The sequence below is a fragment of the Aeromonas sp. QDB54 genome (genome assembly GCF_027707385.1).
GTDB lineage: Bacteria > Pseudomonadota > Gammaproteobacteria > Enterobacterales > Aeromonadaceae > Aeromonas > Aeromonas hydrophila.
Genome location: NZ_JAPCIT010000032.1, coordinates 19,756 through 35,954, shown reverse-complemented (window position 1 = coordinate 35,954; position 16,199 = coordinate 19,756). Strand labels below are relative to the sequence as shown.

At 51.1% G+C, this 16,199-nt stretch carries 13 protein-coding genes and 1 pseudogene; 5 read left to right on the top strand and 9 right to left on the bottom strand.

Annotation, left to right across the window (positions count from 1 at the left end; all coding sequences use genetic code 11):
• Nucleotides 1-309: 309 nt before the first annotated feature.
• Nucleotides 310-1,023, top strand: coding sequence for a polysaccharide biosynthesis protein (locus PG881_RS24070; RefSeq protein ID WP_442866404.1), 714 nt, complete (start codon nucleotides 310-312; stop codon nucleotides 1,021-1,023).
• Nucleotides 1,024-1,093: 70 nt separating this feature from the next.
• Nucleotides 1,094-2,207, top strand: a pseudogene (locus PG881_RS24065) (DDE-type integrase/transposase/recombinase).
• 109 nt (nucleotides 2,208-2,316) lie between these two features.
• On the opposite strand, the gene PG881_RS21725 reads toward PG881_RS24065, so the two are convergent.
• The 7 genes from PG881_RS21725 to flaA form a co-directional block, all read right to left on the bottom strand.
• Nucleotides 2,317-4,401: a motility associated factor glycosyltransferase family protein gene (locus tag PG881_RS21725; protein WP_232105232.1), complete on the bottom strand. Its 2,085-nt coding sequence runs from the start codon at nucleotides 4,399-4,401 to the stop codon at nucleotides 2,317-2,319.
• 6 nt (nucleotides 4,402-4,407) lie between these two features.
• On the bottom strand, nucleotides 4,408-4,707 hold the full coding sequence (locus PG881_RS21720) for a hypothetical protein (RefSeq protein WP_024946099.1): 300 nt from the start codon (nucleotides 4,705-4,707) through the stop codon (nucleotides 4,408-4,410).
• Nucleotides 4,697-5,125, bottom strand: coding sequence for a flagellar export chaperone FliS (fliS, locus tag PG881_RS21715; RefSeq protein WP_024942779.1), 429 nt, complete (start codon nucleotides 5,123-5,125; stop codon nucleotides 4,697-4,699). Before fliS ends, PG881_RS21720 begins: the two co-directional genes overlap by 11 nt.
• 25 nt (nucleotides 5,126-5,150) lie before the next feature.
• Nucleotides 5,151-6,560, bottom strand: a complete 1,410-nt coding sequence (gene fliD / locus PG881_RS21710; protein WP_024942780.1) for a flagellar filament capping protein FliD — start codon at nucleotides 6,558-6,560, stop codon at nucleotides 5,151-5,153.
• A gap of 27 nt (nucleotides 6,561-6,587) precedes the next feature.
• Complete coding sequence (locus PG881_RS21705; protein ID WP_270802814.1) at nucleotides 6,588-7,031, bottom strand: flagellar protein FlaG; 444 nt, start codon at nucleotides 7,029-7,031, stop codon at nucleotides 6,588-6,590.
• Between the two features lie 38 nt (nucleotides 7,032-7,069).
• Nucleotides 7,070-7,984, bottom strand: coding sequence for a flagellin B (flaB, locus tag PG881_RS21700; protein WP_024942782.1), 915 nt, complete (start codon nucleotides 7,982-7,984; stop codon nucleotides 7,070-7,072).
• A gap of 589 nt (nucleotides 7,985-8,573) precedes the next feature.
• The gene (gene flaA / locus PG881_RS21695; protein WP_024942783.1) at nucleotides 8,574-9,491 is read right to left on the bottom strand and encodes a flagellin A; all 918 of its coding nucleotides are present in this window, start codon (nucleotides 9,489-9,491) and stop codon (nucleotides 8,574-8,576) included.
• Between the two features lie 415 nt (nucleotides 9,492-9,906).
• Here flaA and PG881_RS21690 point away from each other — a divergent pair, with 415 nt between their 5' ends.
• Both PG881_RS21690 and PG881_RS21685 read left to right on the top strand, forming a co-directional pair.
• Nucleotides 9,907-10,539 (top strand): trimeric intracellular cation channel family protein, encoded by a 633-nt coding sequence (locus PG881_RS21690; RefSeq protein WP_024946450.1) that lies wholly within the window; start codon nucleotides 9,907-9,909, stop codon nucleotides 10,537-10,539.
• Nucleotides 10,540-10,640: 101 nt separating this feature from the next.
• Nucleotides 10,641-11,033, top strand: a complete 393-nt coding sequence (locus PG881_RS21685) for a hypothetical protein (RefSeq protein ID WP_039214967.1) — start codon at nucleotides 10,641-10,643, stop codon at nucleotides 11,031-11,033.
• Between the two features lie 78 nt (nucleotides 11,034-11,111).
• Here PG881_RS21685 and thiI read toward each other — a convergent pair whose 3' ends face one another.
• On the bottom strand, nucleotides 11,112-12,560 hold the full coding sequence (thiI, locus tag PG881_RS21680; RefSeq protein ID WP_024946451.1) for a tRNA uracil 4-sulfurtransferase ThiI: 1,449 nt from the start codon (nucleotides 12,558-12,560) through the stop codon (nucleotides 11,112-11,114).
• A gap of 178 nt (nucleotides 12,561-12,738) precedes the next feature.
• On the opposite strand from thiI, the gene PG881_RS21675 reads away from it, so the two are divergent.
• Nucleotides 12,739-13,698, top strand: coding sequence for a hypothetical protein (locus PG881_RS21675; protein WP_270802811.1), 960 nt, complete (start codon nucleotides 12,739-12,741; stop codon nucleotides 13,696-13,698).
• A gap of 101 nt (nucleotides 13,699-13,799) precedes the next feature.
• Here PG881_RS21675 and pbpC read toward each other — a convergent pair whose 3' ends face one another.
• Entirely contained in the window at nucleotides 13,800-16,199 is a 2,400-nt protein-coding gene (gene pbpC, locus PG881_RS21670; RefSeq protein WP_270802808.1) for a penicillin-binding protein 1C, read from the bottom strand.

The window sequence follows — 16,199 nt, the reverse complement described above, 5'->3', positions numbered from 1 at the left end:
ATCGGCTCAAACATGAAGAAATGAAATGACTGAGTCAGCCGAGAAGAATTTCCCCGCTTATTCGCACCTTCCCTAACTCTGATTAGGACATAACGATTTGCCGGCTTGAGACCCCTATCATTCACACTGTTTTGTGAAAAACAGTCAACATTATTCCAAAATGCGGGTATTCTTCTTGTTGGAATATAATGAATCTACTGTTTGTATGACTAGATGCCACAATAAAATGTTACTATTCACAGGCAGTACCAGCTCGTTTGGACAAACATTGGTCAAAACAGCACAGAAACTTTATAAACATAAACGGAAATAACCATTATTCAATCTCGTGACGAACTGAAGTCGCTCGAAGTAACGCGGAATCCCAACAACTCCTCAATGTATTTTATTGATGATCTAAGAGGTAATAGCCGGCTCACCAAGTCAATGTGTTGCATCTATTATGTGGTCCATGCAGTAGCTTTGCAACAGGTTACAGCTGCTGAATACAACCCAGTAGAGTGCATCAAAACCAATGTTCATATTGCTGAAAACTCATCTAGGACGCAAACCCAATCCATTCCTACGGCGCCACTGCCGGCATCCAATAAATCCTTCATGACAGCAAACTATATTACAATTATACATTATAATCCTACCAGTTTTGTCATAACCCACTATGGCGATATGGTCAGTTATAGTTGTTCTATCGCCCCATTTTTTCAAAGAAGATGGGCTAGTGCGAAGATACTTTACCCACCATCAATTAGAAAAATGACCCGCGCCTATATCACCTTGCATCAAGGGATATACTTCATGTTGAATAATTCTGATCGCATGAAGGTGGAAGAATTTTTGTTCCAAAATTGCCATTGGTCCGTATCTCGGATCTTACCAGTGCTACGGCGCCAAACCTGTCACATAAGATCATCGATATTCATTCCGAGGAAAATTTCACCAAATAATATTCCCAAATGGGGACCATTATTACGCGTTCGAGTTCGACGACTTCTTCGTGATTGGTCCGACCATCAACTTCAATAATTGTAACAATGTGGACTGTCCCCACCCTAGTAGACGATCCAGCCCTAGAGTTTTAGCATAAGAGGGGCGTATGGGCACTCCACGATTTACACCTGAATTTTAAATGAAAAGCCGTGCGTTAGATAACTGCTCTTGGTTATTCAATGAGTAGAAATCTATGACTTGCTGGAGATTTCTGCACACAGTTTTTATAAATGGCTGAGGGCCATCAAACCGGATAATAGTGAGTAGCATGCTCGAGACTTACTGGAAGAAAAGAGTGAGGTCCTGAGGCTATGGGTACAGTTAAAATGCATCAAAGAAAAGTGGAATATACTGAAAAGGTCGCTCAGAAATTTACAAGAGAGCCCGACTGAAGTATCATTTTATTAGCGAGCACGCTCTGTATGGAGTGTCATGACAATGTGTCTGGTAATAAATGTCGCTTGGGCTTATTTTTATACATAGCAGCACCATTCGATGCTATTCACGTGTTCAAAACAACCTGCCCCCAGAAACACTCATTCGTGACCCACACACTTTAGGCCGCAGTGTATGGCTATCGCTAGATTGATGGCAACCTGAATGAGTACGGCAAAACCTGTGGTAAAAACGGGTGGGATAGCTTATGCAAATAAATCAGATCACAACGGTTTTCGGCTATAAATCGCCACGTAGGGTATCCCGTAGATCTTCCACCACTGCACCTAATTGTATACAGCGATAAGTTATTGTTATATGGGTAAATCAGGTTTGGTTACCAATACCACCTATATCCGCACTTGATTTGGCTGGCTGTATCTGGCTATAGTTATAGATATTTTACTTGTAAAATGGTGGTCTGGTGGATAAAACAGATCCTTTCACGCGAGTTCGCGTTGGGTGCACAGCTGATGGCCGAATGACAGCGTAAACCAGACAGCAAGGTCATCGTGCACTCTGGGGCCAGAGTAACTAATATGATAGTGACGACTAGCAGCCTTTCTGCCAGGCCAACAACCTAGCACCAATTATGAGCCGACGTGACAACTGGACAATGCGGTAGCTGAATCGCTCTTCAGTTTGAAGAAAAAAGATCGCATTAGAAATGCCGCTACCGTACTGATAATATCTTAGATTACATTGAAATTTTCTTAACGGGGTTCTAAGGTACAACCACGTTAGTTGCTGTCAGCCGGGAGGCCTTTGAACAGGTCTCGTCGTGAGGATAGGATGTATCTACCGTTGTGAGGTAAACCCATCCTTATTCAGTACTATACTATTCTGAACAGCAACTTAGGTATCAAACCAGCAGATTATATGTCGTTAAAACTGTCAGTCATGCTTAAAAACATTCAAGCCTGTAAAATAATTATCATCGACATTTTCAAAAGCATTACAATATAGGTCGCAAGCCTCAACAAAAAAAGAATCTAATATTTTTAACGCCTGCTCAACCTTCTCCTTAAATAGGCTACCCTCAACCTCAATGATAATTAGCATTAGTGTAATCATATTGGCATAAAAATAATTCAATGAACCAATTAGCACTCTGTATATGTGTCTTTCTCTGGTACGCCCAATATAATACAAATAATCATGGTGTTTTTGCATCAATGATAATATATCATTGAAATCTCTAGATACATCATTCCAGTCCTTTCTGAACATATCCATCAAATCAATAAACAATGGTTTATTTAGTAGGATGTCAAAATCTAGATTGCTGGCATCAAACTTGATAAACCCACAATCAAAAATATTATCAACTATCTTCTTTTTATCTATTTTTCTTGAATGAAGGTTAAGCATTTCCGCATGAAGAGGAATTGCTCCATCAATATATATCCCATCGCTACAATTCATACACATAGTATTTTTAAATTCACTAATGAGTTGGGACATTCTGTATGCTGAAAGAGAAAACAACCTATTGGTATAGGCTACACCGCCAAAATTTGCAGGGGATAAAAATGCATCTTCTACATGTGATTTAATTTTACTTTCTTTTTTATCATTATAGTATAGGCTTAATATGGAGTGATGGGTTTCTATATTTTTATAGCCATTGTCAATACCAAACAAGTATACATTTTTAAACCCTAACAACAAGGCATAATTTAAACCTGAATTACCAACAAAAGGATTGGAATAATCTAGAGTATCATATTTCTGTTCTGATAAAGCCGATAAGTATGTATAAATAGGCTCATCTGCTTTAAAAGCTAAACCTGTTTTTCTAAAAAACTTCTTACAATCTGGATGAATGACATCAACACTTAAGAAAGCCATCTCACGCAAGTAGTTTCGTGCATTCATTATGTCTAGAAAGTCAGCTGAACTTTTGGTTCTTTCAACTGCAACATATATATCAGCCTGAATTCCTTCTTTATAAAGTGCACTAACTGCAGAACCACATGCAATAATAATTACTTGATCTGATAAATTTTTAATAAAATTTATGTTTTTATCTAAAGAAGGTCCATTCCCAACAACAAAAGCTGGTATATCTTTCAAAAAAGACATATCTCTTTCTTTTTTTAAGAAAAAATCTTCATTTAATAGATGGATACGACTGTGAGCCAATGAATATATATTGTCATCGAAGAACCCCCACCCACTCCTGAGTAAGTGAAACTCCTTCTCAACCCTAGCAACCAATTTGTTTATTTTATCTGAATTGTAATGTGCGAACGAAAAATATGCTGATGACCAAAATGCGCCTTTACTACTCAGGGCATTAATCATATCTCCCACAAGGAGGTTTTCATCAACACCTAGGAATATATGCAAACTTATTGATTCCCTACTCATGAAATCAAGAAGAGCACTCCAGTCAAAACAAAAAAGAGAAGCATAAAATATATCTAAGTCAGGCTCAAAAGCAAAAAGATTTTTTATCTTAAACTTTTCATACAAATATCCAAGCTGATAACCAAGGCCTATACCATACATGACTACCATTGGTATATCAAAGCCAACAAAATTATTTAAAGTCATATCACAGCGTGTTATATCTGGTTTCAAATCAGCAATGGCATTGTTATATTTAATATGTATACGACCACCAACGAACCAGTCCTTTACAAAATTAACGCATTGTAACTTATTGTGTTGAAATATATATTTAACTTGTTCCTCAGCATCTTTAAATGGCTCATTACCATAGAGAGCCTTATTTTCTGATAACCAGAGAACATTTGGCTCTCCATTTTCAGTACAAAAAAATCGAAATGCACGTTCGGGTACATAATCTTTGAAAAAATTATATATATCTGGCATGTATTTTTCTAATGCCATCATATTCAGTTCATAACGAACTGGTAGTACATCGAGCATAGCAGCTTCCTGCTCTTTCTGGCGCTCGAGACGGGTTAACTCACTTTCTATTTCATTAATTTTTTTATTAAAATCCATCATAGATCACTAACCTAGATTCAGCTTGTAAAGATCAGATGCTCGACCTGCTTTTGAAATTTTCAACAAAGCAGCTTCAGTCTGGTTCTTAGTATTTTCTACTTGTTTATAGATAGATTGAAATTCTAACAATGCTTGCTGCTGCTCTATGTCAATCACAAGTTCTAATTTAGCATTCTGAAAAAAATCATTAAACATTTCTAGGTAACGATCAATTAACAACTCAGCTGCATTCACTTCCCCATTTTCCAATAAGGTCAGCAACTCTCGACCTACTGTCATTAATTCAGGGAAACGGTTATAGCTCATTTTGTCTACCAATATGTTGTTGAGCTAAAGCCTTTTCACGCATCTCGACAGGTATAGCATCCCAACCGCTTTTAATGGTCAGCATCAGGTTCATCACCTCGTCGATGGCGGCCATGTCCATGTCGCGACTGGCATCCATCATCCGTACCTTCATATAGTCATACAGAGCAAAAAGATCCTCTGGAACTTTACCATAAGAAAGATCCAGAGAGTCCTGTAAACCGTTGATGATGGCCATGGTCTTGGAGATGGACTGGGACTTGGCCTCGAAATCACGACGTTCGATGGCACCACGGGCCTGGGCAAGACGCTCGAGGCAACCCTGCATCAACAGCTGGATCACCCGGTAGGGATCTGCCACCGCCAGCTCGGACTGCAGATTCTGGGTGGTGTAAGCCTTGATATTTTTCCGATACATAAGAGGCACGGCTCCTGACTACGTATTAATTCGTTTTGGTATTGAGCAGATTCAGATAAGAGGCCGACTTGTTCATCTTAGCCAGCATACTGTCCAGGCTGCCATAACGGGCCCGCAAGGTCTCCTGATACTTGGTCAGCTGGGCGGTAATATCCGACTCCTTGCGGCTTACTTCGCGCAGATCGGTATTGAGCGAATCTTCCCGTTTGGCCAACAGGCCACCGGTCTTGGAGTAGGTTTCCAGCTGGCTGGCCAGCTTGCCTGCAACCCCATCCTTGCCGCCAAACACAGCAACCACCTGATCAAAGTTCTTGTCGATGGCCTCGCTGAACTTGGTATCGTCGATAGACAATACCCCCTTGTTATCCATCTTGATACCCATCTGGAAAATCGTTGAATAGGTTGAGGATTTTTGTGAGGGCTCGTTGATAGCACCGCCCATCATGTTGATCACTGCGCGTGTTGTCGCATCACCAGCCAGCGCTCCACCATCATTTTGGTTTTTTCCAGCAACGATAGAGCTACGTTTGCCCAACTCATTACTCTTCTTCACCAGCGCGTTGTAACCATCGACAAAGCTTTTGACCATATCTTTGATACCGGCCTTGTCAGTGCTAATGTCAACCTTGTTCGAGCTGTAGGTCTTGACCGGATTGCCACCTACATCGGTAGAGGTCGTGCTATCCGACTCTCTGAGCACGGTCAGTTTGAGCCCGACTATGGTGCCATCAAAGGTATTGGTCGCACTCGTCAGGGCGTTGCCATCTACCTTGATCTTGGCATCCTGAGCGCTCTGGCTTTGGGTCAACTTGGACACCAGGTTGTCGGTCAACTCGGTGGTGCTGCCGGTGATCTGCAGATCCTTGCCGTCGCCGCTGACCCCGGAGTCGATCATCAGCTTGGATTTACCATCTGAGGTATTCATGATGTTGACGCTCAGACCGAAGTTGTCTGCGTCATTGTTGATGCGCTTTCGGATGGATTGCAACGAATCGCCAGCTTTGACGTCGACATCGAACATTTTATCGCCAGCCTTGAACGTCAGTTTCCCGTCCTGGGTGATGAGGGGGGTCGTCGACGAGTCGAAGGTACCGTCAAATTTACTGGACTTCGCCAATTGTTCGACACTGATGTCATATTGACCGTTGGAGGCCCCCGCCTTGCTCTCCACCTTGAGCACGGGTTTGTCCTTGTCCTGGGTAATGTTGATGGATCGCTTGTTGAACGCATCATCCTTCGCCATGGCCTGCAGAGTGGTCACGAACGAGGCGATGGCAGACTTCAGCTGCCCCACACCGGAGAGAGTGATTTGAGTGTTGGTCTTCTTGGTGGTGATGGGCTGCATCAGTTGTGCCTTTTTGGCATCGACACTGGCAGCAATCACTGACTCCAAATCGAGTCCGGAGCCGGCACCGGCAGACGTAATGGTGGGCATACTCTCTCTCCTCTTAATTTTTTCGTATCAGATCTCGTTATCGAGCAGCAGCCCGACCCGCGAACCGCCGCCGGATACATCACCCTCACGCAGATCCTTGATCCGCTTGCTGATGGCCAGCAGCTCCTCACTCGGGATCTGCCGGATCATTGACTTGGTCTCGGCGTCCATCACCTTGATGACCACCTGATCCAGATCATTCTCAACACTGAAATTGACAGTCCAACCTTGCAACTTGCTGAACTCCTGCAAGTTTTGGACCTCATTTTCAATATCGGCATTGGATACACCCTGTTTGGCGATTTTTTCACCATTCAGAGCATCCTGCTGTTTTTTCACATCCTGTTGTGCCGTCACCCGCTGCTCTTCCGTCGTGCCAGATAGCACTTGAGCGGCCGATTGGCCGCTCTTGCTACTTGACTGAAGAGAAGAAGGAGTGACCGATGACGGGATCCCAATTTCATTGGCCATATCGTCGCTCCTTTTACTTTCTCATCACTGCTTTTCTGTTAGCCCAGCAGGGACAGAGCAGATTGCGGTCTTTGGTTGGCTTGCGCCAGGATGCTGGACGCTGCCTGTTGCAGAATGTTCTGCTTGGTTAGATTGGCTGTCTCGGTCGCAAAGTCTGCGTCACGGATACGAGAACGTGCAGCGCTCAGGTTCTCGGACACATTGGACTGGTTGCGAATGGTCGAATCAAACCTATTCTGAATCGCACCAAGCTCTGCCCTCTTTGAGTCCACAGCTTTAATCATGTAATCCAAGTTAGCCATTGATTTCTGTGCATTTAAGGCGCTTGTTATAGATTTAATATCAGTAAAAGACACATTGCCCGTAGTGGCTTTTGTCACTTTAAAAGCATCATTAGTCGTTGTGTCAGCAACCACTGTTGCTTTGCCTGTTGTCCCACCAGCGATGCCACTTAGAGTAAACGCAAATTTATCTAATCGAAATGAAATGGTTTGACCAGCATCAGCACCAACTTGAAACGTGCCTTTATATTTACCATCAAGTAAATTTTGACCGCCAAAAGTTGTATCTTTGGAGATACGATTTATCTCTGTATTTAATTGCTTATATTCAGCTTGTAATGCTACTCGATCATCCGAGTTGTTGGAGCTGTTAGCCGATTGTTGTGATAACGTACGCATACGTTGCAACATGTTGGTAATCTCATCCATTGCACCCTCTGCCGTTTGCGCAACAGAGATACCATCATTCGCGTTACGGTTACCCTGATCTAACCCGTTGACTTGTGAAGTCAAGCGGTTAGAGATCTGCAAACCAGCAGCATCGTCCTTGGCGGTGTTGATACGCAGACCGGAAGCCAGTCTGGTATAGGACGTATCCAGGGACTTGTTGGTGTTCATCAAGTTACGCTGGGCGTTCAGTGATGAAGTATTCGTGTTGATATACATGGCCATAAAATATTCTCCCGAAGAACATGCGACTGCGGGTTGCGCCGCCAAAGCGGCGTCCCACCGTTAGAAGAACAGGTTGAACGAGCCTGATTCTTCTGGCGGGTGTCTGTTTGAACGAACAGGCCACCCGCAGTAGTGCAAACGTTGGATTCCGAACACCCCTCGATTGCTTCATCTTAGTTAGCGGCAACATTCACATAAGCTTTAGGAAAATTGTTGCCTAAAGCGGCAAGTTTTATCCGGCAAGCGGCAAGATGGTGGCAAGCCGTCCCCAGTGCTCGGGAGTACGCCCTAACGCTGGTGCGAAGGAGATGAAATCAGAATGTTGGCACAGTTTGTGCTTTCTATGGTGGGGTGGCGTCAATTTGACGGCACAATAAAAAGAGGCCGGTAAACCGGCCTAAAACGAGCATACGCTCAGGAGAATATGACCAAGCGTGACAGAACTGAACAACTGGACAACACTTGGCATTGCATAATACATAAGTAGTAGAGAAGCATTTCTCTCACGATAGAACAGAGTGCGACCCGAACACCCCTTTGTTCCATCTCTTGACCAGGGCGGCCTGAACAACCGCCCTGTTTTCTTTTGTTAGCCTTGTAGTAAGGAAAGTGCAGACTGCGGCCGCTGGTTCGCCTGAGACAGTATGGTCGAGGCTGCCTGCTGCAAAATGTTCTGCTTGGTCAAGTTGGCAGTTTCAGTGGCAAAGTCAGCATCACGGATACGTGAGCGCGCAGCGCTGACATTCTCAGACACGTTAGCCTGATTACGAATGGTAGAATCAAAACGATTTTGTACTGCGCCCAAGTCAGCCCTTTTACTATCAACTGCTTTAATCATAAAGTCTAGGTTAGCCATTGATTTTTGTGCATTTAATGAGCTGGTAATTGACTTGATATCACTAAAATTTACATTCCCTGTAGTTGATTTAGTTACCTTGAAAGCATCACTAGTGGTCGTATCAGCAACTACTGTTGCTTTACCTGTAGTACCACCAGCAATTCCACTTAGCGAGAATGCGAATTTGTCTAGTCTAAAAGAAATAGTTTGCCCAGCATCCGCACCGACTTGAAAAGTGCCCTTGTACTTACCATCGAGTAAATTTTGACCGCCAAACGTTGTGTCTTTTGCAATACGGTTAATTTCTGTATTCAGTTGTTTATACTCAGCCTGTAATGCCACTCGGTCATCCGAATTGTTGGAGCCATTGGCGGATTGCTGGGACAGGGTACGCATTCGTTGCAGCATAGAGGTGATTTCCTCCATGGCGCCTTCGGCGGTCTGGGCGACGGAGATACCGTCGTTGGCGTTGCGGTTGCCCTGATCCAGACCATTGATCTGGGAGGTCAAACGGTTGGAAATCTGCAGACCGGCGGCATCGTCTTTGGCGCTGTTGATGCGCAGACCGGATGCCAGACGGGTGTAGGATGTATCCAGAGATTTGTTGGTGTTCATCAGGTTACGCTGAGCGTTAAGCGATGAAACGTTCGTATTGATATAAAGACCCATGACTATTCTCCTAAGCTATTAAATTTACTATTTAATTTGCTCGAACTTTATTGTCTTTCCTGTTCGATGCCTCTTATTTAACGGCCTCTTTTTCGATGTCTTTAGCATTATTTTCAACGCTTCATCGCATTAACGCCGCTTACCCTATTTATCGGCATGTTCTCGTTGAACTTGAGGAAAAAAATGCTCTGTTTTTCCTGCAAGGTTCATGATGCAAACAACCGAGGGCGGTGGGTGAAGCAGCGTGCGCCTTGCCGGCGATCTGGCACAACTCTGGCGCCATGACACCAACCGGCATCATCACCGCCGGCAAAAACTTGGTCTGGCTCCCACTTCTTGCTGGCAGCCATTGGTCAGACGCCGCAATCCCCCTAAAATCGCGACCCCATCAACAATTGGACGTGAGTTGTTCTCCATGCAAACACTGGTTGAGCAGATTGTTTACATCAGCGACATGTTTGGTACTGCGGTATTCGCGTTTTCGGGGGTTCTGGTGGCGGGTCGTCTCAGGATGGACGGTTTTGGCGTCATGGTATTGGCGGCAGTCACCGCCATCGGGGGCGGTACCATTCGCGACATGATCCTGGGGGCCACCCCCGTCTTCTGGGTACGCGACCCGCTCTACATCTGGGTAGTGATAGCAACGGCACTCATCGGGATGTGGATGGTCAAGCTGCCCCGTCGCATGCCCTGGTACGTGCTGCCGGTCGCCGATGCCTTCGGGCTGGCACTCTTTACCGTGATCGGGGCGCAAAAAGCCCTCAACTTTGGTACATCGGGGCTGATCGCCGTATTGATGGGCACCATGACAGGGGTGGCCGGCGGCATGATCAGGGACGTGCTGGCCCGGGAGGTGCCCATGGTCTTGCAAAAAGAGATCTATGCCACCGCCTGCATCCTGGGGGGCATCCTCTATACCCTGGCGCTGGAGGTAAACGTGGATCGGGTGACCGCCATGCTCATCTGCATGACGGCGGTGTTCGGTTTGCGGGTGGCGGCCATCTATTGGCATTTGTCACTGCCCACCTTCTCCCTGCAGCGCAATTGATATTGTGGCCAGGGGTAGAGTCGCACTCCTGGCCAGGTTGCGTTGAACCAAGCAGGCTTTTCTGTTGTCATAAGGTCCAGTGTTGTAAGCCGGAATCCCTCATGCAAAAACTTGGACTCATCACATCACTGCTATTGATGAATGTGGCAACGGCGCAGGCCGAAGCGCAGGTACTGTTTGGACGGCTCGCTTCCACCCCGGTGCAGCAGTTCAACCAGCAGATCCGACAGGCAAGCACTGCCCAGCAGAGCTGGGTCAATGACTATCGTGAAGTGGCATTGCGTTTTGTCGGCCACAGCGACATCCCCAGTCGCATCCAGGCACAACAGCTGGACAACGATCTGGTGCTCTCCGTTGCCCTCGACGGCACCAAGAGCGACATGATCTACATCTTGACCCTGTTTCGCAGCAACAACCTGTGGCAGATGCGCCAGGCGGAGATGGGGTGGCGCTGTCAGGGGCAATCCACCTTTACCCCGGTGCCCTGCCCTTAACGAACATCATCTCCCCCGAGTGAAATAAAAAAATCCGGCTCATTGGCCGGATTTTTTTATGCATGCATGAATGCCACATTACGGACGGTACACCTTGACGTTGGCAAAGCCCTTCTCTTTCAGATAGAGCGCCTGCAGCTTGCTCATCACGCCGCGATCGCAGTAGAGCAGGTAGGTCTTCTCCTTGGGCAGATCGCCAAAGGCGGTGGCCAGCTTGAAGAAGGGGATATGCATGACCTCACGCCCTTCTACCAGCAACGGCTTCTCGTCATGCTCGTCCATGGAGCGGATATCGAGGATCACCTCGTTGTCGCCGCTCTCGGCGGTAGTCTCCACTTCCTGCACCTCGGCGGCGGTCTCTTCACCGATGCGACGAATGTCGAGGTAACGGGCCTCGGCCACCACCTTGTCCAGAATGGCGAAGTCGAAGTTCTCCTCTTCCGCCTCGATACGGGAGAGCTCGGCCTTCACGGTCGGCTTCTTGGAGATGACACCGCAATACTCCGGCATGGTCTCGGCGAACTCCAGGGTGCCGATGCGGCGGGCTTCACTGATGATGTCCGGCTTGTCCCAGGTGATAAGCGGGCGCAGGATCACCTTGTCGGTCACCCGGTCGATGACGTTCAGGTTGGTGAGGGTCTGGCTGGAGACCTGACCCACGCACTCGCCGGTCACCAGTGCCGGGATCTGGAACTCGTCGGCCACCTTGGCGGCGGCACGCATCATCATCCGCTTGAGCACCACGCCCATCTGGCCGTTATCGATCTTCTCGAGGATCTCGGCCACCACCGGCTCGAAGTCCACCGCGGTGAAACGCACCCGATGGGAAGATCCGAAGCGGTTCCACAGGTGATAGGCCACCTGCTTGACGCCAATCTCGTGAGCGGCACCGCCCAGATTGAAGAAGCAGTAGTGCACCCGGCAGCCGCGCTTGATGAACTGGAAGGAGGCCACACCGGAGTCAAAACCGCCGGAGATGAGGCTCAGCACATCCTCCTGGGTAGCGATGGGCATGCCGCTCAGGCCCTGATGGATGGCGCTGACAATAAAGAGCTCTTCGCCGTCGATCTCGAGGTTGATCTTCACATCCGGGTTCTTGAGGCGCACGCCGTTGCTCACGCAGTGCTGGTTCAAACCACCGCCCACGTAGCGCTCCACTTCGAGGGAGGAGAACTCGTGCTTGCCGTGGCGCTTGGCGCGCACGCAGAAGGTTTTCCCCTCGAGCTGGTCACCCCACACGGCTTTCACCTGCTCGAAGATGTCGTGCAGGTCGGTAAACTTGCTGGCCTGTACCTCGAGGAAAGCCTGAATGCCGGGAATGCAGGCCAGGGCTTCGATGGCCTGTTCACGGAACTGGTCATTGCGCGAGCTCACGATCAGCTTGTCCCAATCCATCCGCACCCGGGCATCGTCGTCGAACCGGCGCAGGACATTACGGATATTGCCCTGCAGGATCTTGATAAAGCGCTGGCGAACCGACTTGCTCTTGATGGTGATTTCCGGGAACAGCTTGATAATGAACTTCATGGTAATGACTCGGGTGACCTTGATTTAAGGGCGCGAATTATATCAGAACTTTGTGGCCATCGCCTACTGGATGAGCGTTTGCTCACATTCCCCCACGCAATGTTTGCCGCACCGAGGCAATCTTGCGTATATTCCCGAACCTGCGTCCCGGCAACATTCCTGACCACAGACCCATTCGATGAAGACCTACATCTACTACCCCGGCATGGAAGTACGTGACGAGCTCTGGCTCAAGTTTGCCCTGCTCTATCTGGAGCGGCTCGCCTTCGTCTTCACCGTCAGTGAGAAGAGCGGCCTCACCGCCCTGCTGCAGACGCTCGAACAGGAGACGGATCTGCTGGCCGAGCGGCCGGATGCCGCCTTCTTTGCCGCCATCACTCCCCAGATAGAGAGTCAGATTGCCGGCCTTGTCGCCCCCGACTTCGTGCGCCACAAGGTGTTTGGCAACAAGGAGTTGATCGGCCGCTGGCGCCAGCCTGCCAACCACGACTGTTTCTGCCCGGCCCAGGCAGGGTTGGAGCGGCTGCACGGCTTTTGCCTGGCGCACGGTTTTGCCAGCCGGGAGGAGGGCGGGTTCAGGATGGCACGGCGTTTTGCCAACCTGCTCTCCATGCGGCTCGCCCGCGAGTGGGCACTTGCCAATGAGGGGGCCCTCATCACCGATCACGACTATCTGGACCGGCTGCTCCACCTGCTTGAATCCCGCTATCACAACCGGGGGGGGCAGGATTGCTTCCACCTCGAGATCCCGCTGCAAGTGCCCACTCACCTGGCCGACATCCCGTTTGCAGAGCTGATCGCCCTGCGCAGCCGCAGCGGCTTTCGCCAGCAGTTGGCCGAGTTTAATCAGGCGCTCGATGCCCTGCTCACCATGCTGGGCAGCGGCTACGCCGAGCCCACCGTGCTGACCCGCTTCGAGCAGGCCCAGCAGGGGCTCAACCAGCTGCTGGGGCCGCAGACCCAGAGTCTGCCGCTCACCACCCTGGTGAGTACCGGCCTGCCCGCCATGGCGATGATCCATCGTCTCAAGGCAAGCCATCCGGACAGCAAGCTGGTGTTTCACTCCATCAAGAAGAGCCACTTCCACCAGCGCAAGAGTCAGCACTTCTTCACCCGTCTGGGGCAGGTCAAGCCCTGACTCCACTACCCCCTGCGGGGAAATCGACAATCCGCTGACGACATCGGAGTCATCCCCCGATGTCGTCAATATTCTGACACGCCAAACAGAGGCGCCTCCCCTCAGGAGGGATTTTCCAAGCGAAACTCGATGCGATCGCTGTTGCCTGCTTCATCCACCACCACCAGCTGATAACGACCCGCCACGCTCAGCACCTGATCGCCGTCCCAGCGCAGCCGCTGGCCATTGAGAAACCAGGCCGGCTTGCCGACACCGCCCAGCACCTTGGGCTGCAACCGGTAGCGCTGGCTGCGGATAAGATTGCCCTCCCCCAGCGCCACGATGCGAATGGGGGCCTGCAGCTCGGCGCTCTGCTCCTCTCCCTTGCAACCACTGGCAAGCAGCGCCTGCCGTCGCTCGCCAGGCACCCGCCAAGGCTCCAGCGACAATGGCCAGAGCGCCCGAAAACCGGATTGCACCGCATCCTGGCAGCGTGCCAGGGTCGGCTTGCCCTCCTTGGTCAACGCCACTTGGCGCAGCGGCGAGGGCCAATCCATGGGATCCGGCAAGGTGGGAGGATCACGCTCTTCCAGCAACCAGGCACTCTGGCGCTGCAGACAGGCCTCAGGCAGGGTTGCACTCGCCTTGCGCCCCAGCGGCCAGCAAACTTCGGCCTCGCTCACCGTATTGGGCTGCGCCGGCAGAGGGCTGTTGTCAGCCAGCCGCGAGTAGACCGAGAGCAGCAGCGGCACCGCCGCGCTCTGGCCGTAGAAACCGGGCATGGGGGTGCCGTCGGGGCGCCCCAGCCAGACGCCGATGGTCCAGCGACCGGAGACCCCCATCGCCCAGCTGTCGCGATAGCCATAGCTGGTGCCGGTCTTCCAGGCCAGCCGGTTGACCCGGCCAGTCGCCTCGCTGGCAAAAGGCTGATCTGAGCGTCCCTGCGCACTCAAGATTTGCCAGATGATCCAGGCGGCCCCCGGGCTCAGCAAGGGGCGTGACACCGCCTGCTGCCCTGCCAGCCAGACCGGCATCGCCACCTGCCCCTGCCGGGTCAGCGCACTGTAGAGCGCCACCAACTGCTCGAGCCGAATGCCCGCCGCCCCCAGCGCGATGGCCGGATTGGGCTTGTCGGAGAGCGCCAGTCTCACCCCGGCGTTGTCGAGGCGGCTGACCAGTTTGTCGGCCCCAAGCGCCTCCAGCACCTGCACCGCTGGCACGTTGAGGGATTGCTGCAGCGCCTGGGCCAGGGTCACCGGCCCCTGAAAGGCGCCGGAGAAGTTGGCGGGGCGATAGTCAGATCCCAGCCTCGGCGCATCGGAGAGCAGGGAGGCCGAGTGCACCAACCCTTCGTCCATGGCCAGACCGTAGATGAAGGGCTTCAGCGTAGAGCCGGGGGAACGGATCGCCTGGACCATGTCGAGGTAACCGTGGCGGCGCAAATTGCCATACTCGGCGCTGCCCACATAGGCGCGCACCGCCATGGTTTTGTTGTCTACCAAGAGCAACGCCGCGGAGGTCTGCTCGGGGAAGCGCCGGATATAGCTGGCCACCCGCCCCTCCAGCCAGCGCTGCAGATCGCCATCGATGGTGGTGTGCACCAGCGCCCCCGCCTGATTGTCGGCGGCGAGACGGGCAAACAGCGGCGCCTCCATCGGCGTGAAGTGACCGCGGGCCAGCACAGGTTCGATGCGCCCCTCCAACCACACCGGTTCGGGCCAGACACCCTGCGCCACCAACCGCTCCATCACCTTGTCACGGGCGGCGCGGGCCCGCTCGGGATGGCGGTCCGGCCGGTTGCGGCTGGGGGCCTGCGGCAGCACCGCCAACAGCGCCGCCTCGGCATAGGTCAGCTTGGCGGCGCTCTTGCCGAGATAGGCAAAACTTGCCGCCTGTACCCCCTCCAGGTTGCCGCCAAACGGCGCCCGGTTGAGGTAGACGGTGAGCAGGGTGCGCTTGTCGTAGTGCCACTCCAGCTGCAGTGCGCGCGCCATCTGCCGCAGCTTGCCGGGCACGCTCCTGTGGTAGGGCTCGATAAGGCGCGCCACCTGCATGGTGAGGGTCGAGCCGCCCGACACGGCCCGCCCGTAGCGTAGCCACTGACCGATGCCGCGCACCATGGCCACTGGATTGACCCCGGGATGACGCCAGAAGTAGCGATCCTCGTAGCCCAGCAGTGCCTCGATATAGCGGGGGGAGACCTGCTCCAGGGTCACGGGGTAGCGCCACACCCCACTGGTATCGGCAAAGGCGCGCAGCGGCCGCCCCTTCATGTCGAGCACCACCCGTGCGTAGGCAGGGTCGAGTGGTGGCGGAGGGAAGAGTCGATCCAGCGCCAGCAATGAAAGGAGCAGTGCTACAACGCCCAGCACCGAGAAACGCAGCCAGCGTGGCAGATGGCCAAGCCAGCGCCAGCCAGCGCGGCCGCTGCGACCCAATTTCAGCCAACCATGCTGCCAGAAAGTGAGCGGGCGAACCCGCTCACTGGAAGAAACGTTGCTCAGAAGGCGTCTGCGACTCAT

Bases quoted from the DNA above. Each gene is read 5' to 3' on its own strand.
- flaA (WP_024942783.1), bottom strand. From the start codon at position 9,491: ATGGGTCTTTATATCAATACGAACGTTTCATCGCTTAACGCTCAGCGT.
- PG881_RS21685 (WP_039214967.1), top strand. From the start codon at position 10,641: ATGCAAAAACTTGGACTCATCACATCACTGCTATTGATGAATGTGGCA.
- PG881_RS21725 (WP_232105232.1), bottom strand. From the start codon at position 4,401: ATGATGGATTTTAATAAAAAAATTAATGAAATAGAAAGTGAGTTAACC.
- PG881_RS21720 (WP_024946099.1), bottom strand. From the start codon at position 4,707: ATGAGCTATAACCGTTTCCCTGAATTAATGACAGTAGGTCGAGAGTTG.
- fliS (WP_024942779.1), bottom strand. From the start codon at position 5,125: ATGTATCGGAAAAATATCAAGGCTTACACCACCCAGAATCTGCAGTCC.
- pbpC (WP_270802808.1), bottom strand. From the start codon at position 16,199: ATGAGTCGCAGACGCCTTCTGAGCAACGTTTCTTCCAGTGAGCGGGTT.
- fliD (WP_024942780.1), bottom strand. From the start codon at position 6,560: ATGCCCACCATTACGTCTGCCGGTGCCGGCTCCGGACTCGATTTGGAG.
- PG881_RS21705 (WP_270802814.1), bottom strand. From the start codon at position 7,031: ATGGCCAATGAAATTGGGATCCCGTCATCGGTCACTCCTTCTTCTCTT.
- PG881_RS21690 (WP_024946450.1), top strand. From the start codon at position 9,907: ATGCAAACACTGGTTGAGCAGATTGTTTACATCAGCGACATGTTTGGT.
- PG881_RS21675 (WP_270802811.1), top strand. From the start codon at position 12,739: ATGAAGACCTACATCTACTACCCCGGCATGGAAGTACGTGACGAGCTC.
- thiI (WP_024946451.1), bottom strand. From the start codon at position 12,560: ATGAAGTTCATTATCAAGCTGTTCCCGGAAATCACCATCAAGAGCAAG.
- flaB (WP_024942782.1), bottom strand. From the start codon at position 7,984: ATGGCCATGTATATCAACACGAATACTTCATCACTGAACGCCCAGCGT.